Below are 23834 nucleotides of genomic sequence, written 5' to 3'. Positions count from 1 at the left end.
GACGATGCGATTCCCAGCCGTCGCGGGCGCCTCTCTAGACTCGCCGGGTGGACGCCCCCGACGTCGCCGCGACCGCCGCGGTGCTCGACGCGCACCGGCCCGATCTCCTGCCGCGTTTTTCGGCGGCGGTACCGCCGGCCCGCGCCGCGGTGCTCACCCGCCTGTGGGGTGCGCTGTGGCGGGAGCAGGTCATCGACCCGGCCCGGCTCGGCGGTGCGCCGCCGCCGCTGTTCGGCCCGCCGCTGCACCGGGTGGTCGCCGACGGCGCCGCGTTCACCGACCCCGGCACCCTCGCCGCGGCGCTCGGCCTCGCCGCCGGGTTCCGGGTGGAGCTCGACAACAGCGTCGCGAACCTGGCCCTGGCGATGACGGCGCCGCCGAGCCCGTTCGGCGGGCTGGCCGGGGCGGAGCAGTCGATTGTGGACGGTCATCCGCTGCATCCGTGCTGCCGGACCAGGATCGGCCTGTCGACCCTCGACGTCCTCGCCTACGCCCCGGAGCACCACCCGGACGTGCGGCTGCGGGTGGTGGAGACGGACCCGGGCCGGTGGCGCACGTCGGGGGTGCCGGTGCCGCCGCGGTTCCCGGTCCACCCGTGGCAGCTCCCCCGGGCCCTCGCCACGGGCCTGGTCACCGACACCGGGGTGGAGATCCCGGCCCGGCCGCTGATGTCGCTGCGGACCCTGGAGGTCCCCGGCGGGCATGTGAAGACGGCGGTGGAGGTGCAGATGACCAGCGCGGTGCGGACCCTGTCGGCGGCGGCGGTCCACAACGGTCCCCTGGCCTCGGCGCTGCTCGTCGCGCTGACCGCCGGTACCCCCGAGCTCGGTGTGCTGGCGGAGCGGTCGGCGGGGACGGTCCTCGACGACGCCGGTGTGCCGCAGCGGGCGCTGGGTGCGGTGTGGCGGGCGGGGCCGCCGCCCGGCGCGGACGTGCTGCCGGTGGCGCTGCTCCCCCACCGCCCGGACCTGCTCACGCCGCGGTTCTTCCGGGAGTTCGTGGCGCTGATGGTGCCGCCGCTGCTGGAGCTGCTCGCCAACGGTGTGGCCCTGGAGGCGCACGGGCAGAACCTGCTCGTGGAGGTCGTCGCGGGTGCGCCGGTGCGGCTGTACTACCGCGACCTCGGCGGCATCCACGTCCACCCGGGGCGGCTGCGCCGGGCCGGGCACGTCATGCCGCCGCTCATCGGTGCGCTGCCCACCGACGACGAGGACGCGCTGCGCACGAAGCTGCTCGCGGCGGCAGGCAGCACGGTCCTGGCGAGCCTCGTCGCGGCCCTCGCCGACCCGGGCCTGTGGCAGCACGTCACCGACGCCGTCCGGGCCGGTGCGGCGGGTGCGGACCGCGACGTGATCCTGCGGCGGGACTGGCCGCTGAAGGCGACCACCGCGATGCGGCTCGCCCCGGACCCGCTGCAGGACAGGTGGTGCCGGGTCCCGAACCCGCTGCGGGGTTAGATCCGGCCGAAGATGGCGGTGAGGAGGACCTCGTTGATGTCGAACGCGGTCTTGGACGTGTACAGGGTGCCGCCGCTCACGCGGGAGATCTCCTGCAGCGACGTGAAGTCGGCGTCGTTGCCGTAGCCGACGGTGACGATCGGGACCTTCCGGTCGCCGGCGGCGTTGGCCTGGAGCTTCTCGCGGAGCTGGTCGAGGTTGAGCCCGCCGGTGGTGTCGTCGTTCTTGCCGTCGGTCATGAGCACGACCAGGTTCGTGGCGCCGGGCTGGAAGGTGTCGGCGACGGCCTGCTGCGCGGCCGCGGCGGTGTCGTAGAGGCCGGTGTCGCCGGTCGCGGCGAGCCGGTCGATGGAGGCGGTCATCTGTTCGCGGCGGGGCCTGCCGTTGACCTGGTCGCCGACGCGGCCGATGGGGACGAGCTGCCGGTAGTCGGTGGTGCCGTTCTGGCGGGTGGAGAACACCCACAGGCCGGCGTCGACGTCGCCGTCGAACAGTGCCACGGCGCCGTGGGCGGCGTCCTTGGCCAGCTGCATGCGGGTCTTGCCGGTCCCGGGGACCTGCTCGTTCATCGACCCGGACACGTCGAGCACGAGCAGGACGTTGGTGGGGCGGGTCAGGGCGGTCCAGGTGTCCATCGACTGTTTGACCGACTCGGGCAGCAGGACCGCGCGGGGCACGGTCTTGATCCGGGCGGCGAACGTCGACCCGGACAGGGCCGGGCCCGCTTCGCGGTTCGGGTCGCGGAACCCGGCGTCGAGGAACACCTTGCGCCCTTCGGGCCCGCGCGCGAACGTCAGGAACGCCTTCGCCGCCTCCTGCTTGTCCTTCGACGCCCACGGCGCCTCCAGGATCAGGTACGGGTTGTCGGCGTCGGCGCTGCCGTTGGACGGGTACACGGCCACGAGCGGGGTGTGCGGGTTTGCCTTGTTGTAGGTCAGGACGTCCTGTTCGAGGGCGGGGAACGCGGACACGTACTGCAGGCCCTGCTCGGCGCCGGCCTGGTCGGCCTTCGACAGCCCGTCGAGCAGCTGCCCGGTGGTGGCGGTGTAGAGGGCCCGTTCCTGTTTGAGTTTCGCCAGGGTCGCCTGCTCGTCGGGGGTGACCTCACCGTCGTCGTTGCCGTCGAGCATCGCCATGAGCGCGAGGAGCCCGGCGGTGGACTGCAGCGGGTCGGACATGCCGAACTTGAACGCGCCCCAGCCGGGTTTGCCGTACTTCGCCCAGCCCTGCGGGTCCGCCGCCACCTTGTTGATCATCTCTTGCCAGGTGATGTCGGTGTCGGGCCAGCCCAGCGCCCGGGCCATCGGCTCGGGCATCGCCAGCACCGACGGGCTCCGGGCGAGGCTGGGCTGCAGGTCGGGCATCATCCGTTCGGCGATCGCCGCGGTCGAGGCGCGCCGCACCCAGGCGGAGGAGTCGGGGACCCACACGTCGGGTGGGGTGCCGGTCTTCGCGTCCCACTCGGTGCCCAGCGCCTGGGCGGTGCCGGCGGTGTCGCGGGCGGACACGGCGACGTGCGCGCACAGCCCGCCGACGGTCGGGTCCGTCGACGACCACTTCGTCGCCAGGTCCTCCAGGAGCGTCGCGGTCGCCGGTGCGGCGACGACGGTCGCGGTGACCGACCCGGTGCAGGTGCTGCCGGTGAGCCGGTGGTACGTGAGCCAGCCGCCACCGGCGGCGAGGACGGCGACGAGCCCGCCGATGATCCACGGGGTGGATCGAAAGCGGTCGTGACCTGGGCCGCGGCGGTGTGACCGCACGTCTGCCCGCGTGGCCGGGTGGGCCATGGCAGTGCCTCCGGGGGTGGGAAGTCGGCATAGTGTAGGCCCTTGTCAAGCCGGGTCCGGGCCGCCCCGCACGTACCCTTGCGCAGGTGAGCGCCCAGATCATCCGCCGCTACGGCGACCCGGTCCTGCGCCGCCCGGCGCAGGCGGTGACCGTGTTCGATGCCGCCCTGCACGCGCTCGTCGCGGACCTGTTCGACACCCTCGATGCCGCACCGGGCCGGGCCGGGCTGGCCGCGCCCCAGGTCGGCGTCGCGGCGCGGGTGTTCGTGTACGCGACGGCGCAGGGCCGCGGCCATGTCGTGAACCCGCAGGTCACCGCCCGGGCCGGGGTCCAGACCGGGGACGAGGCGTGCCTGTCGCTGCCCGGCCTGGCCTTCCCCACCCCCCGCGCGCAGACGGTCACCGTCACCGGCGCCGACCAGCACGGCGACCCGGTGACGGTCACCGGGTCGGGGTTCCTGGCCCGGGCGTTGCAGCACGAGACGGACCACTGCGACGGTGTCCTGTTCGTCGACACCCTCACCGGCGACCCGCGCCGGCAGGCGCTGCGCGCGGTCAGGGCGCTGTTTCGTCCAGGATCGTGAACCGGGGCGGGTCCAGGCGCAGGAAGTCGTGGTGGGCGACCTCCCACCCGTAGGCGCCGGTGTTGGCGAACAGCAGCACGTCCCCGGCCCGCAGCCGCGTCACCGGCTCGTCGCGGGCCAGGACGTCACGCGGGTTGCACTGCTCCCCCGCCACCGTGACCGCCGCGCCGGTGACCTCGGGGCGGCGCCACCGGTACGGCCACCGCTCGACGGGCACGACCGTGAACGGGTGGCTGTAGCCCCACGAGGCGGGGAGCCGGAAGTGATGCGTCCCACCCTTGACGAGCGCGAACCACGTGCCGTGGGAGCGTTTCACGTCGACGACCTCGGCCGCGTACCAGCCCGCCGGTGCCGCCACGTACCGGCCGGGCTCGGTGAGCAGCGTCATCCCCGCCGGGAGATCAAGATCACTGCGGAGGGTGGCGAGGGCGTCCAGGTCGAACGCGGCCCGGCCGGTGACGTCGACGCCGAACCCGCCGCCGGTGTTGACCCAGCCGCCGCCGCGGGCCGCGGCCCAGGTGACACAGTCGCGGATGTACGCGGCGTGCGCGGCCGCGTCGAGGTTGTTCGACACGGCGTGCAGGTGGAACCCGAGCAGCTCGTGGCGGCGCGCCAGGCCGAGGGCGGCGCCGAGGTCGGCCTCGTCGATCCCGAACTGGGTCGGCCCGCCGGTCATCCGGTGCGTGCCCGGCAGGGCGGCGTGGGCGCGGTTGACGCGCAGGCAGATCCGGGCCCGGCCGGGGATGCGCCGCAGCTCGTGGAGGCTCTCCACGTTGATGACCGCGTCGACGTCCACGGCCCGGCGCAGCAGCGCGTCGGGTTTCGCGGGCCCCGACAGGATCAGCGGCACCCCCAGCCCGGCCGCCGCGTCGAGCTCCCCGGCGGAGGCGACCTCGAGGGCGTCGGCGGCCTGCGCCGCGGCCCGCACGACGTCGGGGTGGCCGTTGGCCTTCATCGCGTACGCGACGAGGGTCCCCGCCGGCAGCGCCCCTCGCAGCTGCCCGATCCGGGCCCGGACGACGCCCAGGTCGTACAGGTATGCGGGCAGCGGCCCGGCCAGGGCGGCCCGGGTCACATGTGGGCTCGGTGACACCCGTACTCCGTTCGGCCGGGGGCCACGGGTGCCAGTAGGCTCACGCCGATGCACCTCAACGACGTCCACGACCCCATCGCGTTGTGGCAGTACGCGGAACGGTATCTCGGCGTCGGCACCCGCACCTACAGCCCGTACGCCGCCGACCTCGACATCGCCGAGCGCTACCATCCGCAGCGCGGCGCGGCGACGTTCACCCTGCCGACGTTCCGCGTCCCCACAAACCTCGGCGGCCACCACGACACCGGATCGCCGCTCGCCGCGCACTACCGCGACGGCGACACGCTGCTGCTGCCGGTGCACCCGAACACCCTCGACAGCCCCGGCCTCGCCGCCCGTGACGTGCTGCTGTCGCTGGAGCCGGGCCCGGCGCTGACCGCGGTGCCGTCGGCGAACGCCCGGACCGTGTTCATCACCGAAGCCGCCGGCCGGCCCGTCGAGCCGCACTTCGTGAAGCTGCACTATCCGCGGCGGCTGTCCCGGTTCACCCGCCGCCTGCGCCGCCCCGTCATCGACCTGCAACTGTGGGTCTCCGCCGACCTGCGGCGGGCCGGGACCCCGGTCCTGCCGGAGGTGTTCGGCGGTTGGCTCGACGCGGGCCTCGGCGACGACGCGTGGGGGTTCCTCGTCCGCGCCGCCCGCCCCGACACGCCCGCACCGCGGTGGACGGTGCCGCTGTTCGCCCTCTACGGCCGGGACCTCGCCGCCCCCGCCGACCCGCCCCTGCTGCAGCAGCTCGTCGACGCGTTCGGCGAACCCCCCGCCGACTTCGTCGCCACCCGCATCATCGCCCCGATGGTCCGCCTCTGGTGCGACACCGTCGTCGCGACCGGCTGCCCCCTGGAGACCCACGGCCAGAACACCCTGTTCACCTTCGACGCCGGGACGCGCCGCACGGCGGTGGTGTACCGCGACTGCGCCGTCTACGTCGACAGCCATCTGCGGGCCGCGGCGAACCTCCCGGGTGGCCTGCCCCCGGCGAACGTCATCCCCCGGGACGTGCCCCTCGCCGCCGACGAGGTGTTCTCCCTCGCCTACGACAGCTTCATGGGCCACCACGCCCTCAACTACGTCGCCGCGCTCGCCGCCACCGTCTGGGGCGTCGACGAGGCCACCCTGCACGCGGCGGCCCGGGCGGCGTTCACGACCCCGCAGCTGCTCCCGGCGTCGACGTACTACTACGACAACGTCCTCTACGACAACGGCGACTGGAAACTCGTCGACACGGGCCGCCCGCCCCGCTGGCGCTGACCCGTCCCGCGTTAGGGTGGCCCAGGTGATCGTCGTGCACGGCCTGGTCCTGCCGGACGGCTCCCTGGCCTGCTGGGCCGAGACGACCGACCCGCAGCCGACCCCGGCGCCGCCGCTGCACCCGTTCGCCGCGCTGCCGCCGCTGCCCGGCACCGTCACCACCGCCGAGCTGCTCCTGCCGTCGAGCGCTGCCGGGCCGGCCCCGTCACCGACACTGGCCGGGCACCTGCCACCGGCGGCGCGGCCCCGCCCGGCCCCGAAACGCCGGACCGGGTGGACCGTCCCGATCGTCGTGCTGCCCCCGGCCACCGACCCGGAGCAGCTCCTGGCGGCCGGCCCGGACACCGCCGTCGCGGCGCCGACGGTCGGCGCCCTGGCCGACGTGGTCACCTTCGCGCGGGACCTGGTCGCCCGGGGCCGCTACCTCCCGGCCCTCACCACCGAACCCTCCGGCGCCGGCCGGGGCCCCGCCGCCCGCTGGCGCCCGGCCCTGTGGTCCGCCGACGCCGCCACGTTCACCGCCCTGGCCCGCGCCCTCCCCGGCGCCGCCGCCACCGCCCTGCCCGCCGCCCCGGCCGCCGGCCGGCCGGTGCGGCCCTGGTCCACCGGCGACGCCACCCGCACCGCCCTGGACGCGGCCGTCGACCACCTGGTCCGCGCGGCGCTGACCGGCCACCCGCTGCTGTCCCCCGGCCAGGTCCGCCACGACACCGCCACCCGCGCCTGGCTCGCCGCCCTCACCAGCCCCGACGCGCGCCTGCGCACCACCGCCCCCACCGCCGCACCGGGCGGCGACCAGCCGCCCGACCCCTCCGGCCGCACCGGGCCACCCTCGACCGCCGGCCTGTCCCCGGCCGCCGCCCGCGCCCGGGCCGAGGCGCGCGCCATCGCCGCCCGGGCCGCCGCCGCCCGCTTCCTGCCGCCGGACACCCCGCCGCCCGCCCCCACCCCGGCACCGGCCGGTCCCGGCCCGGACGCTGCAACCGGCGCACCACCGGCCGCCGGCGACCCGCCGGCCGGGGACCTCCTCGCGGACGGGCCCGAGGTGGCGCGGCTGCGGGAGGTCCTGCAACGGTGGGCCGACAGCGGCCGGCCCGCAGCCGTCCGGCTGTGTTTCCGGCTCACCTACGTCGACGACCCCGACGACGACGGCGCCGAACTCGCCCCCGACCCGGCCGGCGGCGAACACCGCCACCCGCCCCGCGCCGCGGCCGCCGCCGACGAGGACGGCGGATACTGGCTCGTCGAGTTCCTCCTGCAGCCGGCCGCCGAACCCGGCCTGCTCATCCCCGCCCGGGACGTCTGGTCGGACGCGGCGTCGCCGCTGTTCACGTGGGTCGACTACCCGCAGGACGTGCTCCTGGCCGACCTCGGCCGGGCCAGCCGCCTGTGGCCGGACCTCGACGAGGCACTGTGGCGACGCGACCCGGTGTCGCTGCGCCTGGACACCACCGGCGCCTACCGGTTCCTGACCTTCGCCGGGCTGCTGCACGACGCCGGGTTCGGGGTGCTCCTGCCGGCGCAGTGGCAGCGCCGGCAGGACCTCGGCCTGACCCTGACGGTCCGCACGGCCCAGCCGGCGGCGCCGGTCCTGCGCGACACGACCACGAACCGGGCCGCGATCGTCGACTACCGGTGGGGCCTCGCGATCGGCGACGAGTTCCTCAGCGAGGCCGACCTCGCCGAACTCGCCCGGGCGAAAGTCCCACTGGTGCGGCTGCGCGGCCGGTGGGTGCACCTGGACCGGGAGCGGCTGCGGGCCGGGCTGGCGTTCCTGCGCCGCGGCGGGCGCGGGCAGATGACCGCCGGGGAGGCGATGCGCCTGACCCGGCTCATCCCCGACGGGTCGCTGCCGCTGCCGGTGACCGGCGTCGACGGGCAGGGCTGGCTCGCGGACCTGCTCACCGGCCGGGCCGCGCAACGCCTCGAGCTCCTCGACCCGCCACCCGGACTCACCGCGACACTGCGCCCCTACCAGCGGCGGGGCCTGTCGTGGCTGGCGTTCCTCGACACCGTCGGCGTCGGGGCGCTCCTCGCCGACGACATGGGCCTCGGCAAGACCGTCCAGGTCCTCGCCCTCGAAGCCCACACCCGCGCCCGCGGGCCACGCCCCCCGACGCTCATCGTGTGCCCGCTGTCGGTCCTGGGCAACTGGCGCCGCGAGATCGCCCGGTTCACCCCCGCCCTCACCGTCCGCGTCCACCACGGCGCCGGCCGCGGCCCCGCCACCACCGGCACCGACCTCGTCCTCACCACCTACCAGGTCGCGACCCGCGACGCCGACACCCTCGCCGCCGTCGACTGGGACCGGGTCGTGCTCGACGAAGCCCAGCAGGTGAAGAACGCCACCGGCGTCACCGCCCGGGCGGTGCGCCGGTTCCCGGCCCGGCACCGCATCGCCCTGACCGGCACCCCCGTCGAGAACCGGCTCACCGAACTGTGGTCGATCGCCGACTTCCTCAACCCCGGCCTGCTCGGCGACGCGAGCACCTTCCGGGCCCGCTACTCGGTGCCGGTCGAACGGTGGGGCGACACCGACGCGGCCGCGCGGCTGCGGCGGGTGACCCGCCCGTTCCTGCTGCGCCGGGTCAAGACCGACCGGGCCGTCATCGCCGACCTGCCCGAGAAGTTCGAACGCCGCCAGTGGTGCACCCTGACCCTGGAACAGGCGACCCTGTACAAGGCGGTCGTCGACGAACTGTTCGCGAAACTCAAGGAAGGCCGGGCCGGGTCCCAGCGCAAAGGCCTGGTCCTGTCCGCGATGACGAAACTGAAACAGGTGTGCAACCACCCGGCGCACCTCATGGGTGACGGGACACCACTGCCGGGCCGGTCGGGGAAGCTGACCCGCCTGGAGGACATCCTCACCGCCGCCGTCGACGCCGGCGACCGGGCCCTGGTCTTCACCCAGTTCACGAAGTTCGGGCACCTCCTCACCCCGCACCTCGCCGCGACCCTCGGCGCCGGCGTCGAGTTCCTGCACGGCGGTACCCCCACAGGCGCCCGGGACCGCCTCGTCGAACGGTTCCAGTCCGGCACCGGCCCCGCCGTGCTGCTCGTGTCACTCAAAGCCGGCGGGACCGGCCTGAACCTCACCGCGGCGAACCACGTCGTGCACGTCGACCGGTGGTGGAACCCGGCCGCCGAGGCCCAGGCCACCGACCGGGCGTTCCGCATCGGGCAGCGCCGCGACGTGCAGGTCCACACGTTCGTGTGCATCGGCACCGTCGAGGAGCGCATCGACGAGATCATGACCGGCAAACGCGGCCTCGCCGGTGTCGCCGTCGGGTCCGGCGAAGGCTGGCTCACCGGCCTGTCCAGCGACGACCTCCTCGACCTGCTGCGCCTGACCCCGGAGGCCGTCGCCGATGCCTGAACCCGCCAGCCGCAGATGGTCGCACCAGTTCCTGCTCATGCTCGAATCCCTGCGGATGGGCACCACATTCTCCGCCGGGCGCCGCTACGCCCGCGCCGGGCAGGTACGCTCCATCACCATCTCCACCAGCATCGTCACCGCCCTCGTCGTCGACGAGGACGGCGAGACGTACCGGGCCCGGATCGGGGTCAAGGCGTGGACCGCCGCCGACTGGGCCCGCATCGACCGGGTCCTGGCCGCCAACGCCATCTACGCCGCGAAACTCCTCGCCGGGGACCTCCCCGCCGGCCTCGACACCGTCCTGGCCGAGTTCGGGCTGTCACTGTTCCCGCAGTCGCTGCAGGACATCGTCCTGGACTGCTCCTGCCCCGGCTGGCAGAAACCGTGCCGGCACCTGACCGCCGCCTGCTACGTCCTCGCCGAGGAGTTCGACGCCGACCCGCTGCAGATCCTCGCCTGGCGCGGCCGCGGCCGCGACGAGGTCCTCGACGCGCTGCGCGCCCACCGGACCTCCGCCCTCGGCCACATCGCGAAAGGCCCGCACCGCGACGACACCCCCGCACCGCACCGCGAAGCCGGCTTCTGGGACGCCGGCCCCCGGCTCCCCCAGCCGCAGCCACCCCTGCCCGGCACCCTGCGCCGCGGCGACGCCATCCTCGACCAGCTCGAAACCCTCCCCCTCACCGCCGGCCGGTTCGACGTCACCGACCTGCTCCGTGCCGCCTATCACACCGTCACCCACAGCGAGCCGGGGTTGCCGGACCGCCGACAGCCCCGGTAACGTCGTCAGGTAGCGGGGCACGAACACTGCACCGCCGTCAGGGCCGAGAGGCGCTGCGACGAACCCGGCAACCGGCGTTCGCCACGCTCGGCCATCACCTGACTTCCCTTGACCCAAGGGCGCCTCCTGTCACCGGGAGGTGACCTCAGGTATGTCCCAGCACCAGCACCGGCCGACCCTGCAGCAGCTCGTCGCGGACGGCCACCCCTACCGGCAGACCCGCGGCGGCATCGACTTCGCCGTCGCCGACCTGTCCCTCGCCCCGGCCGGCCGCACCCAGATCCGCCTCGCCGAACACGAGATGCCCGGCCTGATGGCGACCCGCCGCGAATACGCCGCCGCCCAGCCCCTGCGCGGCGCCCGCATCGCCGGGTCCCTGCACATGACCGTGCAGACCGCCGTGCTCATCGAAACCCTCGTCGCGCTCGGCGCGCAGGTCCGGTGGGTGTCGTGCAACATCTTCTCCACCCAGGACGAGGCCTCCGCCGCCGTCGTCGTCGGACCCACCGGCACCGTCGACGCCCCCGCCGGCACCCCCGTCTACGCGTGGAAAGGCGAAACCCTCGACGAGTACTGGTGGTGCACCGACCAGCTGTTCCAGTTCACCGGACCCGACGGGCAACCCACCGGCCCGAACATGATCGTCGACGACGGCGGCGACGCGACACTGCTCATCCACAAGGGCGCCGAATTCGAAACCCACGGCGCCGTCCCGCAGCCCGCCGCCGGCGACGACCCCGAGTACCAGATCATCCTGCAGACCCTCGCCGCGAGCCTCGCCCGCGACCCGCAACGCTTCACCCGCATCGCCGCCGCCGTCCGCGGCGTCACCGAAGAAACCACCAACGGCGTCAAACGCCTCTACAAACTCGCCGACGACGGCTCCCTGCTGTTCCCGGCGATCAACGTCAACGACTCCGTCACCAAGTCGAAGTTCGACAACACCTACGGCATCCGCCACTCACTCCTCGACGGCCTCAACCGCGCCACCGACGTCATGCTCGCCGGGAAACTCGCCGTCGTCTGCGGCTACGGCGACGTCGGCAAGGGCGCCGCCGAAGCCCTCCGCGGGCAGGGCGCCCGCGTCGCCGTCACCGAGATCGACCCGATCTGCGCCCTCCAGGCCGCCATGCACGGCCTGCCCGTCGTCCACCTCGACGACGTCATCGACACCGCCGACATCGTCATCACCGCCACCGGCAACAAGGGCATCATCACCGCCGCCCAGCTCAACCGGCTCAAACACAACGCGATCGTCGGCAACGTCGGACACTTCGACAACGAAATCGACATGGCCGGCCTCGCGAAACTCCCCGGCATCACCAAAACCGAGATCAAACCCCAGGTCCACGAATGGACCCGCGCCGACGGCCGATCCATCATCGTGCTCTCCGAAGGCCGCCTGCTCAACCTCGGTAACGCCACCGGCCACCCGAGCTTCGTCATGTCGAACTCGTTCACCAACCAGACCATCGCCCAGATCGAACTGTTCACCAAGCCCGACGCCTACGAGCGGCAGGTGTACCGGCTGCCGAAACACCTCGACGAGAAGGTCGCCGCCCTGCACCTCGACGCCCTCGGCGTCCGGCTCACCGAACTGTCCAAGGAACAGGCCGAGTACATCGGCGTCGACGTCGCCGGCCCCTACAAGCCCGACCACTACCGCTACTGACCCACACGGTGGCGCCGGGGCGACCCGGCGCCACCGCTCAGCGCGTCTCCTGCAACGGCAACGTCACCGTGAAATGGGTACTGCCCGGCTCCGACGTCACCCGGATGTCACCGTGATGCTTCTTCACCACGATCCGGTACGAGATGTCCAGCCCCAGACCCGTACCCTCACCGACCGGCTTCGTCGTGAAGAACGGCTCGAAGATCCGCGGCCGCACCTCCGGCGCGATCCCCGACCCGGTGTCGTGGATGTCCACCGACAGACAGTTCCCCGTCGAGTCCAGACCCGTCGTGATCGTCAACGTCCCCGACCCGTGCATCGCCGACACCCCATTGTCGATGAGGTTCGTCCACACCTGGTTCAGCTCCGCCGCATACGCCGGGATCCTCGGCACCGACCGGTCATACTCCGTGACGACCCGCACCCCCTGCGGAATCTTCGCATTCAACATGATCAGCGTCGCGTCGAGCAGCTCATGCACATCGACCACCTGGAACGGGCCCCGATCCAGCTGCGAATACTGCTTCGCCGCCCCCACCAGCCCCGAGATCCGCGCCACCGCGTCGTCGATCTCCCCCATCAGCAGCTCAGTCTCGATCGTGTACGACAACCACCGCACCGCCGGCTCCAGATCCAGCTCACCGATACACGACGCGACATCCTCCAGCCACGCCACCTCCACCCCACCCGCGACAAGCGTCGGCGCCAGATCCCACGCACCCGACACGTCATGCCCGTCGAGCCAGTCACCGATCGCATCCTCCGCATCCGACGTCTGCAACGCCGTCCGCTTCGGCGCGTTCTGCGCCTTCTTCACCGCCGTCTCCTGCAACTCCACCAACCCGTGCAGCCGCTCCCCGTCGATGCGCCCATCCGCGATCATCGCCAGCTTGTGCCGCATCCCGGCGACCTTGTCCCGCAACACCGCCGTCGCCCGCACCGCCGCCGCCGCCGGATTGTTCAACTCATGCGTCAACCCCGCCGACAACGACCCCAACGCCAGCAGCCGCTCCCGCTCCGCGACCGCATTGTTGCTGTTACGCATCCCGAAGAACAAACCCTCCAGCAGATGCATCGCCATCGGGAACCACTCCCGCACCACCGGCCCGAACTCCACCGCCGGCAGCTCATACACCTCCGCGTCGGTGATCGCATGCATCGTGTTGTTGTAGACCTGCGCCACCTGCTCACCCAGGTACGCCTGCGTCGCACCCCCGTACACCCCGACCTGGTCCGTCCGGGACAGCTCCACATCATCACCGCGGATGTTCCGCGACAACGACACCGTCCCCGACAACAACACCACGAAACACGTCGCCGGCTCACCCTCCGTATAGATCGCCTCACCGGCCCGATGGGTCACCGCCCACCCGCGCTCCGCCAACCAGGCGACCTTCTCGTCATCGAGGGCCTCGAACAGAAACAGCGACCGCAACTCCGACGCCGACAAACGACGACCGGACTCATGCATCGACGTGCTCATTGCGACTCCAGAAGGTAGCGGTGCACAAGCGACACAGCCATCGCGCCCTCACCCACAGCAGACGCGACACGCTTCACCGAGTCCGCCCGCACATCCCCGGCCGCGAACACCCCAGGGATCGACGACTCCAAATGATACGGATCCCGGCCCAGCCGCCACCCCGGCGGCGGCCCGTCACCACTGAGCAGATCCGGACCCGTCAGCACAAACCCCCGCGGATCCCGCAGCACCGCCCCACCGAGCCAATCCGTGCGCGGCTCCGCACCGATGAAGATGAACAGCCACGACGCATCAACCACCCGCCCCGGCCCGCCATCCACCGGCCGCAGCTCCAGCCGCTCCAGATGCTCATCACCGAACGCCGCCGCCACCTCCGTGCACGCATGCACCTGAATCGACTCCACCGCCTCGATCTGATCGATCAGATACTGCGACATCGACGACTGCAGACTCGCCCCCCGGATCAGCAGATGCACCCGGCTCGCATACCGCGAGAAAAACATCGCCGCCTGCCCCGCACTGTTCGCCCCACCCACGATGTACACATCCTGATCCGCACACGACGGCGCCTCCGTCGACGCCGACCCGTAATACACACCCCGCCCATGCAGCTCCGCCAACCCCGGCGCCGTCAACCGCCGATACGACACCCCCGTCGCCAGAATCACCGCATGCGCCGCGATACTCGTCCCATCCTCGAACTGCAGCACCCGCGTATTACCGTGCGTCTCCAACCGCGTCACCCGGCACGCCGTCAGCAGCTCCGCACCGAACTTCACCGCCTGCCGCCGCGCCCGATCCGTCAACTGCGCCCCCGACACCCCGTCCGGGAACCCCAGATAATTCTCGATCCGCGACGACTGCCCCGCCTGCCCACCCGTCGCCCGCTCCTCCAGCAACACCGTGCGCAGACCCTCACTCGCCCCGTACACCGCCGCACCCAACCCCGCCGGCCCACCCCCGACCACCACCAGGTCGTAGAAGTCCGTCGCCGGCGTCGTCGTCAACCCCACCTGCGTCGCCAGCTCCGCCTCCGACGGATTGATCAGCGCCTTACCCTCCGTCGTGATCACCAACGGCACATCGTCAGCGGACACCCCCGCCGCCGCCAGCAACCGCTGCCCCTCAGCGTCATCAGTCGTGAACCACCGGTAACTGATCATGTTCCGGGCCAGGAAATCCCGCACCCGGAACGACGGCGCCGACCACCGATGCCCGATGATCTTCACATCCGCCGACGGCCGGTCCGGCGCCGCCAGCCACGCCTCCAACATCGCATCGATCACCGGATACAACTTCTCCTCCGGCGGATGCCACGGCTTCAACAAATAATGATCCAGATCCACGATATTGATCGCCTGGATCGCCGCATCCGTATCCGCATACGCCGTCAACAACACCCGCCGCGCCCGCGGAAACAGGTCCATCGCCGCCTCGAGGAACTGCAGCCCGTTCATCTCCGGCATCCGATAGTCCGCCAGGAGCACCGCCACCTGCTCACCACGCAGCTTCAACTCCCGCAGCAGCTCCAGAGCCTCACGCCCCGAATCCGCCCGGACAACCCGATACTCCTCCCCATACTGCCGCCGCAGGTCACGAGCCACCGCACGGGACACAGCAGGATCGTCGTCAACGGTCAAGATCGCAGGCTTGGCCATACCACCAATCCAACCACGCAACACCCCCACCGGCGAACACCACCGAAGCGCTACGGTGATCACATGCCCAACAGCTGCACCCACACCGACCAGATCAACGACGTCGAACCCTCAGCCGACGGCTGCGAAGACTGCCTCAGAACCGGCGGCCGCTGGGTCCACCTCCGCCTCTGCCTCACCTGCGGCCACGTCGGCTGCTGCGACTCATCCCCGGCCAAACACGCCACCGCCCACTACCACGACACCGGCCACCCCCTCGTCCAGTCCTACGAACCCGGCGAGGAATGGGTCTGGTGCTACGCCGACGACACCATCCTCAACGTCCAGGGACTCCCCTCCCGCGCCCACAGCTGACACGGCCGCCCACCTACGGCAACTCCACCTCAAGACTCCCGTTCACCTGCAACTTCCGGCGCGCCCGCTCATAGAAGGTGGTGTAGCCCAACCGCACCACCTTCGCCGCCGCCGGCACCGCCGACACCGTCAACGTGTCCCCCGGCCGCAACTCACCCAACAACTCACCATCGACCTCCACCGCCAACCGCCCGCTCGACGGCAACAGCTCCAGATCCAGATCCTCGTGCGGCGACAACACCAACGCCCGGTTGAACGCCGAATGCGCCGCCGCCGGCACCACCAGAATCCCCTCCACATTCGGCGACACGATCGGCCCGCCCGCCGAGAAGCTGTACGCCGTCGACCCCGTCGACGTCGCCACGATCAGCGCATCCGCCGAATACCGCACAAACGGATACCCCTGCATCGAGATCGCCACCGCCGCCATCCCATGCCCCGGCGTCCGCACCAACGCGATGTCGTTGAACGCCGTCACCGCCGTCCCGTCCGGCAACGTCGTACGCACCGCCATCCGCGGCTCCACCGTGAACCGGTGCGCGTCGATCGCCGACAACGCCTCCGGCAACTCCTCCACCGACACCTCGGCCAGAAACCCCAGCCGCCCCAGATTCACCCCGAGCACCGGCGTCGGCTTGCCCGACAACAGCCGCATCGAACGCAGGATCGTCCCGTCACCACCCAGCGACACGACGAGCGACGCCCGCCCGACCAGCTCGTCGGCGGACACGGCCACCGCCGAGCAGTCGATGCGGTCCACCTCGTCCGGCAGGCCCAGCACGGTCGTCTCCCGGCTGCGCGCCCAGTCGATGACCGCGTCGATCGCCGGCTTCGAGTCACGGCGTGGATGCAGGACGAGTCCGACGGTGTGCACCATCCCCATTGCCGTCACTGTACGGGGTCCAGCCCGCCTCCGGGCCCGCGGGAACGACGACGGCCACCGCCACCAGCGCCACCGCCGGCAGCGGACCCAGCCACGCCGCCCGGTCCAGCAGCAGCACCGCCCCCGCCGCACCGACCGGCACCGCCAGCAGCGGCCGCCAGTCCATCCGCCGCGGCGCCAGCAGACCACACGCGATCGACGCAAGCGCCAGCAGCGGCATCTGTACCGCCCCCCGCGGGTCGTGGTGCGCGGCCGCCCACCCGCCCGTCAGCGCGCACAGGGCCGCGAGCGCCGCGACGCGACACCGGGCCGGGGCGACCCGCCGCGCCGCGACCACCGTCGCCGCATACACCCCCGTGGCGAGCACCGCACCGGCCAGATGCGCCCGGTCCGCCACCGCCGCCACCCCGGCCAGCACCAGGTTCCCGCCGACGACGGACGCGAACGCACCGCCCAGATACAGCAGGGCGAGACCGTCCAGATACCCGGCGGCCAGAGCAAGCATCGTCCGTCGCACGGACCGGACCCTTCCCCGCCACCGCCGGAATACGCCGCCTGCGGTTGGTGAAGACAGGTCGGCGCGCAGCGCCGATCGTTACTGGTTCTTGGGGTGTGCCGGAGGCACACCGTGTAAGGCGTCCTAGGATGCTATGACGTAAGCTCGGATCCCGGCAACAAATGTTGTAGGAATCCCACAACACGACGGCCCTAGGATCGGTTTGCGACGGCATTGGTGTACTCAGCAGTAATCAAGCAGGGTGTAGACCGTCGCGGCACCAGCGGGGAAACCAGGAGGCACACAGCGGTGTTCAGTCGTATCGCCATCGTCAACCGCGGCGAGGCCGCCATGCGGCTCATCCACGCCGTCCGCGACCTGTCCGCCGAGACCGGCACCCGGATCGAGACCATCGCCCTCTACACCGACGTGGACCGCACCGCGACGTTCGTCCGCGAGGCCGACCACGCCTACCCCCTCGGCCCCGCCGCCGCCCGGCCCTACCTCAACCACGCCCTGCTCGAGCAGGCGCTCCTCGCCACCGGCGCCGACGCCGCCTGGGTCGGCTGGGGCTTCGTCGCCGAGGACCCCACCTTCGCCGAACTGTGCGACCGCATCGGCGTCACCTTCATCGGCCCCTCCGCCGACGCCATGCGCAAACTCGGCGACAAGATCGGCGCCAAACTCATCGCCGAAGAGGTAGGCGTCCCCGTCGCCCCCTGGAGCCGCGGCGAGGTCGCCACCCTCGACGCCGCCCTCGAAGCCGGCGCCGCCATCGGCTACCCCCTCATGCTCAAAGCCACCGCCGGCGGCGGCGGCCGCGGCATCCGCATGGTCGCCTCCGCCGACGAACTCACCGACGCCTACGAGCGCACGAGCGCCGAAGCCCTCCGCGCGTTCGGCTCCGGCATCGTCTTCCTCGAGCGGCTCGTCACCGGCGCCCGCCACGTCGAGGTCCAGGTCATCGCCGACGGCCACGGCACCGCCTGGGCCCTGGGCGTGCGCGACTGCTCCGTCCAGCGCCGCAACCAGAAGATCATCGAAGAGTCCGCGTCGCCGGTCCTCGGCCCCGACCAGGTCGCCGAGCTCAAGGCCGCCGCCGAACGCCTCGCCCTCGCCGTGGGCTACCGCGGCGCCGGCACCGTCGAGTTCCTCTACAAGCCCGCCGACAAACTCTTCGCGTTCCTCGAGGTCAACACCCGCCTGCAGGTCGAACACCCGATCACCGAGATCACCACCGGCACCGACCTCGTCAAACTCCAGCTGCACGTCGCCTCCGGCGGCACCCTCGACGGCCAGCGCCCCGCCGAACTCGGCCACGCCGTCGAGGCCCGCCTCAACGCCGAGGACCCCGACCGCGACTTCGCCCCCGCCCCCGGCCGGATCTCCCGCCTCGTCCTGCCCGCCGGGCCCGGCATCCGCGTCGACTCCGGCGTCAGCGAAGGCGACAGCATCCCGTCGGACTTCGACTCCATGATCGCCAAGATCATCGCCTACGGCCGCGACCGCGACGAGGCCCTCGCCCGCCTGCGCCGCGCCATGGCCGAGACCACCGTCATCATCGACGGCGGCGCCACCAACAAGAGCTTCGTCATCGACCTGCTCGACCAGCCCGAAGTCATCGACGCCACCGCCGACACCGGCTGGATCGACCGCGTCCGCGCCCAGGGCCGCCTCGTCAACCACCGCCACTCCGCCATCGCCCTCGCCGCCGCCGCCATCGAGGCCTACCAGGACGACGAAGCGATCGCCCGCAGCCGCCTGCTCACCACCGCCCACGGCGGGCGCCCCCAGGTCCAGCACGAAGCCGGCCGCCCCCTCGACCTCAAACTGCGCGGCAACACCTACCGCGTCACCGTCGCCCGCGTCGGCCAGACCCGCTACCGCACCCTCATCGCCGCCGGCGCCGACCCCGTCGCCGCCGACATCGAGATCGAGGCCTTCGACAGCCACCGCGGCCAGATCACCGTCAACGGCCACCGCTTCCGGCTCATCTCCGCCACCCACGGCCCCATCCACCTCGTCGAGGTCGACGGCGTCACCCACCGCATCAGCCGCGACGAAGGCGGCGTCGTGCGCTCACCCGCACCCGCCCTCGTCGTGGCCACCCCCGTCACCGTCGGCGACGAGGTCGACGCCGGCGCCACCATCCTCGTCCTGGAATCCATGAAAATGGAGACCGCCCTGCGCGCACCCTTCCGGGCCCGCGTCAAGGAACTGCCCGTTTCCGTCGGCAGCCAGGTCGAGACCGGCGCCCCCCTCCTGCGCCTCGAACCCCTCACCGACGGCGACAGCGACACCACCGGCCCCGCCGACACCCACACCGTCGACATCGACCTCCCCCCGGCCGGCACCACCGCCGACCCCGCCGCCCTGCTCGACCGCAGCCGCCAGGACCTCTACAGCCTCCTGCTCGGCTTCGACGTCGACCCCGCCGACCAGGGCCGCGCCCTCACCCGCTACCTCACCGCCCGCACCGAAGCCGGCGACCGGCCCCTGCCCGGCGAGGTCGAACTCCTCACCGTCTTCGCCGACCTCGCCGAACTCACCCGCAACAGCGCCGGCGGCGAGCTCGGCAGCGAACCCGGCAGCGCCGTGCACTCACCCCGCGAATACTTCCACCGCTACCTCGGCAGCCTCGACGTCGACCGGGCCGGCATCCCCACCGGCTTCCAGACCCGCCTCACCAAAGTCCTCGCCCACTACGGCGTCGACAGCCTCGACCGCACCCCCGCCCTCGAAGCCGCCGTCTTCCGCATCTTCCTCGCCCAGCAGCGCACCGCCACCGACATCGCCGTCATCACCGAACTCCTGCGCCGCTGGCTCGCCGGCCCGCCCCCCATCGAACCCCTCGCCGAACGCGCCGGGCTCACCCTCGAACACCTCATCGAAGCCACCCAGGTCCGCTTCCCCGCCGTCGCCGACCTCGCCCGCGGCATCGTCTTCCGCTGGTTCGCCCAGCCCCTCCTGCGCCGCAACCGGGCCAAGGTCTACGTCACCGTCCGCGCCGACCTCACCTACCTCGACCGCAACCCCGAGGCCCCCGACCGGGCCGAGCGCATCCAGTCCATGGTCGCCTCCGCCGAACCCCTCGTCCGGCTCATCGGCCAGCGCATCGGCCGCACCGGCACCGACCACTCCGCACTGCTCGAAGTGCTGACCCGCCGCTACTACGGCAGCCGCGGACTCACCGACGTCACAGCCACCGACACGCCCGGCGGCCGGTTCGTCACCGCCCAGCACACCGGCCGATCCGGCCTCACCCGCGTCGTCACCACCGCCGTCGACATCGCCACCCTCGGCGCCGCCCTCGACACCGTCGGGCACCTGGCCCAGGACCCGGCCGCCGGCGGTACCGTCGCCGACGTCTACGTCGCGTGGGAAGACCAGCCCGACGCGACAGCCATCGCCGCCACCCTCGGCGACCTGCTCACCAAACACCCCCAGCCCGACGGCGTGCGCCGCATCACCATCACCGTCGCCGGCACCAGCCACGCCGTCATGCACCACCACTTCACCTTCCGCCCCGACGGCGACGGCTTCGCCGAGGACCGCCTCATCCGCGGCCTGCACCCCCAGATCGCCAACCGCCTGCAGCTCTACCGGCTCCGCGAGTTCGACCTCACCCGGCTGCCCTCCGCCGACGAGGAGATCTACCTCTTCAAAGCCGTCGCCAAGACCAACCCCGCCGACGAGCGCCTCATCGCCATGGGCCAGGTCCGCGACCTCACCGCCCTGCGCGAAGCCGACGGCCGCCTCGTCGCCCTCCCGGCCCTCGAGGACATCACCACCGGCTGCCTCGACGCCATCCGCAACATCCAGGCCCAGCGCCCCCAGAACAAACGCTTCGACACCAACCGCATCATGATGTACGTCTGGCCCGCCACCGAACTGACCCAGGACGAGATCGAAACCCTCGTCCAGCGGCTCCTGCCCACCACCGCCGGCGCCGGCCTCGAAGAGGTCCAGTTCCTCGCCCGCCAGCGCAACGCCGCCGGCGACCTCGCCGAAGTCGCCGTCCGCATCACCCTGGACCCCGGCCACGGCGCCCGTCTCACCGTCGACAAACCCACCACCGAGCCCGTCCAGCCCATCGACGACTACCGGCAGAAGGTCCTGCGCGCCGCCCGCCGCGGCACCGTCTACCCCTACGAGCTCACCAGCCTGCTCGCCGGGCCCGGCGGCACCTTCACCGAACACGACCTCGACGAGCACGGCACCCTCGTGCCCGTCCAGCGGCCCAAGGGCAGGAACACCGCCGCCATCATCGCCGGCGTCGTCACCACCCCCACCCCCCGCCACCCCGAAGGCGTCACCCGCGTCGCCCTCCTCGGCGACCCCACCAAAGCCCTCGGCGCCCTCTCCGAACCCGAGTGCAGCCGCGTCATCGCCGCCCTCGACCTCGCCGAACGCCTCAACGCCCCGGTCGAGTGGTTCGCCCTGTCCGCCGGCGCCCGCATCTCCATGTCCTCGGGCACCGAGAACATGGACTGGGTCGCCGCCGCCCTCAAACGCATCGTCACCTTCACCCAGGCCGGCGGCGAGATCAACATCATCGTCACCGGCATCAACGTCGGCGCCCAGCCCTACTGGAACGCCGAGGCGACAATGCTCATGCACACCAAGGGCATCCTCGTCATGACCCCCGACTCCGCCATGGTCCTCACCGGCAAGCAGGCCCTCGACTTCTCCGGCGGCATCTCCGCCGAGGACAACTACGGCATCGGCGGCTACGACCGCGTCATGGGCCCCAACGGCCAGGCCCAGTACTGGGCCCCGAACCTCCCCGCCGCCCGCGACGTGCTCATGGCCCACTACGAGCACACCTACGTCGCGCCCGGCGAACCCGGCCCCCGCCGCACCACCACCACCGACCCCGCCGACCGTGACGTCACCTCCTACCCGCACACCGTCGCCGGCAGCGACTTCACCACCGTCGGGCAGATCTTCTCCACCCAGCACAACCCCGACCGCAAGAAGCCCTTCGACATCCGCACCGTCATGAAAGCCGTCGCCGACCAGGACCACCCGGCCCTCGAACGCTGGACCGGCATGGCCGACGCCGACACCGCCGTCGTCCACGACGCCCACCTCGGCGGCCGCCCCGTCTGCCTCGTCGGCATCGAGTCGCGCTCCGTGCCCCGCACCGGCTTCCCACCCACCGACGGCCCCGACACCTACACCGCCGGCACCCTGTTCCCCCAGTCGTCGAAGAAGGTCGCCCGGGCCATCAACGCCGCCTCCGGCAACCGCCCCCTCGTCGTCCTGGCCAACCTCTCCGGCTTCGACGGCTCCCCCGAGTCCATGCGCAAACTCCAGCTCGAGTACGGCGCCGAGATCGGCCGGGCCATCGTCAACTTCGAAGGCCCCATCGTCTTCACCGTCATCTCCCGTTACCACGGCGGCGCGTTCGTCGTGTTCTCCAAGGCCCTCAACCCCAACATGACGGTCCTGGCCCTCGAAGGCTCCTTCGCCTCCGTCCTCGGCGGCGCCCCCGCCGCCGCCGTCGTCTTCTCCGGCGAGGTCAACAACCGCACCAGCACCGACCCCCGCGTCACCGACCTGCAGGCCCGCATCGCCACCGCATCCGGCGCCGAACGCGCCGCCCTCAACGCCCGCCTCGCCGAGGTCCAGTCCGCCGTGCGGGCCGAGAAACTCGCCGCCGTCGCCGCCGAGTTCGACCGCGTCCACTCCATCCAGCGCGCCGTCGAGGTCGGCTCCGTCGACGCCATCATCAGCGCCCGCGAACTACGCCCCCGCATCATCGAGGCCATCGAGCACGGCCTCAAGCGCTGACCCGCTCCGGGCCGGCCGTGAAACCCTGCGGCCGGCCCGGCCCGGACCCCATACGGTGAGCGGATGCCACCCCCGTTCATCCCCGGGCTCCAGCTCTGCCGCGACCTCTACGAACTCGGCGTCCGGCCGCTGCTCACCGGCATCCCGCACGCCGCCGCCCGCATCGGCCCCGGCTCCGAGGTCCTCGGCTTCGACACCGAACGCTCCACCGACCACGACTGGGGCCCCCGCCTCCAGCTCTTCGTCGACCTCGCCACCGTCGACGCCGCCGCCCTCAGCCGGACACTGCGCGAGCGGCTGCCGAAGGACATCCACGGCCGGCCCACGAACTTCGCCCCGCCCGGCGAACGCGTCCAGGTGATGACCCCCACCACCGGCCCCGTCCACCACCGCGTCGACATCACCGACGTCGCCACCTGGTCCCGCCGCCACCTCGGCTTCGACGCCCGCACCACCGTCACCACCGCCGACTGGCTCGCCACCCCCACCCAGCTGCTCGCCGAGGCCACCGCCGGCGCCGTCTACCACGACGACACCGGCGAACTCACCGCCCTGCGCACCAACCTCGCCTGGTACCCCGACCCCGTCTGGAAACAGATCCTCGCCGCCCAGTGGGCCCGCATCGCGCAGGAGGAGGCGTTCGTCGGGCGCACCGCCGAGCTCGGCGACGACCTCGGCAGCCGCACCGTCGCCGCCCGCCTCGCCCGCGACGTCATGCGCCTGTGCCTGCTCCTGGCCCGCCGCTACCCGCCGTACAGCAAGTGGCTCGGCACCGCCTTCGCCGCCCTGCCCGGCAGCGCACCCATCGCCGACGCCCTCACCCACGCGCTGCGCGCCGACGACGCCGCCGATCGCCAGTCCGCCCTCTGCGACGCCTACAAGCTCGCCGGCGCCTGGCAGAACCGCCTCCGCCTCGCCCCGCCCGTCAACGCCACCCGCCGCCCGTACTTCGACCGCCCCTTCCCGGTCATCGACGCCGGCCGGTTCGCCGACGTCCTCGACCCGGGCGGGCGGCGCATCGGCGCCGTCGACCAGTTCGCCGACAGCACCGACGTCATGGGCCGGCCCGAGCTGACCCGGGCCCTGGCCGCCGCCGTCCACCCCGGCCACCGGCCGGCCCCGGCCGCGTAGCGGCTGTATTGCGGGTGCGTGGCTTCAGCCAC

15 protein-coding genes are annotated in these 23834 nt (G+C 72.4%); 9 read left to right on the top strand and 6 right to left on the bottom strand.

Translation table 11 applies throughout. The features are described 5' to 3' along the window. Positions 1–47: 47 nt before the first annotated feature. Positions 48–1457, top strand: a complete 1410-nt coding sequence (locus tag Dvina_RS27415) for an IucA/IucC family protein (protein WP_223092213.1) — start codon at positions 48–50, stop codon at positions 1455–1457. On the opposite strand, the gene Dvina_RS27410 is transcribed toward Dvina_RS27415, so the two are convergent. Then, positions 1454–3217 carry a substrate-binding and VWA domain-containing protein gene (locus Dvina_RS27410; protein WP_223092212.1) on the bottom strand — a complete coding sequence of 588 codons (1764 nt, stop codon included), beginning with the start codon at positions 3215–3217 and terminating at the stop codon, positions 1454–1456. The two genes, Dvina_RS27415 and Dvina_RS27410, sit on opposite strands and share 4 nt — an antisense overlap. A 113-nt stretch (positions 3218–3330) precedes the next feature. On the opposite strand from Dvina_RS27410, the gene def reads away from it, so the two are divergent. Beyond that, positions 3331–3828 carry a peptide deformylase gene (gene def, locus Dvina_RS27405; protein ID WP_223092211.1) on the top strand — a complete coding sequence of 166 codons (498 nt, stop codon included), beginning with the start codon at positions 3331–3333 and terminating at the stop codon, positions 3826–3828. Here def and Dvina_RS27400 read toward each other — a convergent pair. Beyond that, entirely contained in the window at positions 3800–4921 is a 1122-nt protein-coding gene (locus Dvina_RS27400) for a type III PLP-dependent enzyme domain-containing protein (RefSeq protein WP_246655354.1), read from the bottom strand. The genes def and Dvina_RS27400 overlap by 29 nt on opposite strands. A 48-nt stretch (positions 4922–4969) precedes the next feature. Here Dvina_RS27400 and Dvina_RS54525 point away from each other — a divergent pair, with 48 nt between their 5' ends. The 4 genes from Dvina_RS54525 to ahcY all read left to right on the top strand — a co-directional run bounded on the left by Dvina_RS54525 (position 4970) and on the right by ahcY (position 12001). Beyond that, positions 4970–6172 carry a ferric iron reductase gene (locus Dvina_RS54525; RefSeq protein ID WP_246655353.1) on the top strand — a complete coding sequence of 401 codons (1203 nt, stop codon included), beginning with the start codon at positions 4970–4972 and terminating at the stop codon, positions 6170–6172. A gap of 25 nt (positions 6173–6197) precedes the next feature. Next, positions 6198–9548, top strand: a complete 3351-nt coding sequence (locus tag Dvina_RS27395; RefSeq protein WP_223092209.1) for a DEAD/DEAH box helicase — start codon at positions 6198–6200, stop codon at positions 9546–9548. Beyond that, complete coding sequence (locus Dvina_RS27390; protein ID WP_223092208.1) at positions 9541–10329, top strand: SWIM zinc finger family protein; 789 nt, start codon at positions 9541–9543, stop codon at positions 10327–10329. Before Dvina_RS27395 ends, Dvina_RS27390 begins: the two co-directional genes overlap by 8 nt. 151 nt (positions 10330–10480) lie before the next feature. Further along, positions 10481–12001, top strand: a complete 1521-nt coding sequence (ahcY, locus tag Dvina_RS27385; RefSeq protein WP_223092207.1) for an adenosylhomocysteinase — start codon at positions 10481–10483, stop codon at positions 11999–12001. A 37-nt stretch (positions 12002–12038) separates the two neighbouring features. Here the strand turns inward: ahcY and Dvina_RS55320 are convergent, their stop codons facing one another. Both Dvina_RS55320 and Dvina_RS27375 read right to left on the bottom strand, forming a co-directional pair. Further along, positions 12039–13484 (bottom strand): ATP-binding protein, encoded by a 1446-nt coding sequence (locus tag Dvina_RS55320; protein WP_223092206.1) that lies wholly within the window; start codon positions 13482–13484, stop codon positions 12039–12041. After that, on the bottom strand, positions 13481–15124 hold the full coding sequence (locus Dvina_RS27375; protein ID WP_246655352.1) for an NAD(P)/FAD-dependent oxidoreductase: 1644 nt from the start codon (positions 15122–15124) through the stop codon (positions 13481–13483). Before Dvina_RS27375 ends, Dvina_RS55320 begins: the two co-directional genes overlap by 4 nt. An 81-nt stretch (positions 15125–15205) precedes the next feature. Here Dvina_RS27375 and Dvina_RS27370 point away from each other — a divergent pair, with 81 nt between their 5' ends. Beyond that, positions 15206–15496: a ubiquitin carboxyl-terminal hydrolase 14 gene (locus Dvina_RS27370; RefSeq protein WP_223092204.1), complete on the top strand. Its 291-nt coding sequence runs from the start codon at positions 15206–15208 to the stop codon at positions 15494–15496. A gap of 13 nt (positions 15497–15509) precedes the next feature. Here the strand turns inward: Dvina_RS27370 and Dvina_RS27365 are convergent, their stop codons facing one another. Further along, positions 15510–16379 (bottom strand): NAD(+)/NADH kinase, encoded by an 870-nt coding sequence (locus Dvina_RS27365; protein ID WP_223092203.1) that lies wholly within the window; start codon positions 16377–16379, stop codon positions 15510–15512. Then, positions 16333–16896: a DUF1275 family protein gene (locus Dvina_RS27360; RefSeq protein ID WP_223092202.1), complete on the bottom strand. Its 564-nt coding sequence runs from the start codon at positions 16894–16896 to the stop codon at positions 16333–16335. The genes Dvina_RS27365 and Dvina_RS27360 overlap by 47 nt, the downstream gene beginning before the upstream one ends. A gap of 288 nt (positions 16897–17184) precedes the next feature. On the opposite strand from Dvina_RS27360, the gene Dvina_RS27355 reads away from it, so the two are divergent. After that, positions 17185–22671 (top strand): ATP-binding protein, encoded by a 5487-nt coding sequence (locus Dvina_RS27355; protein WP_223092201.1) that lies wholly within the window; start codon positions 17185–17187, stop codon positions 22669–22671. A 63-nt stretch (positions 22672–22734) separates the two neighbouring features. Beyond that, positions 22735–23802 carry a DUF4037 domain-containing protein gene (locus Dvina_RS55315; protein WP_223092200.1) on the top strand — a complete coding sequence of 356 codons (1068 nt, stop codon included), beginning with the start codon at positions 22735–22737 and terminating at the stop codon, positions 23800–23802. Positions 23803–23834 lie beyond the last annotated feature (32 nt).

Source organism: Dactylosporangium vinaceum, from assembly GCF_019904175.1.
Taxonomy (GTDB): domain Bacteria; phylum Actinomycetota; class Actinomycetes; order Mycobacteriales; family Micromonosporaceae; genus Dactylosporangium; species Dactylosporangium vinaceum.
Note: the sequence above shows the minus strand (reverse complement) of the source record. Positions and strands in the feature narration are given on the sequence as shown.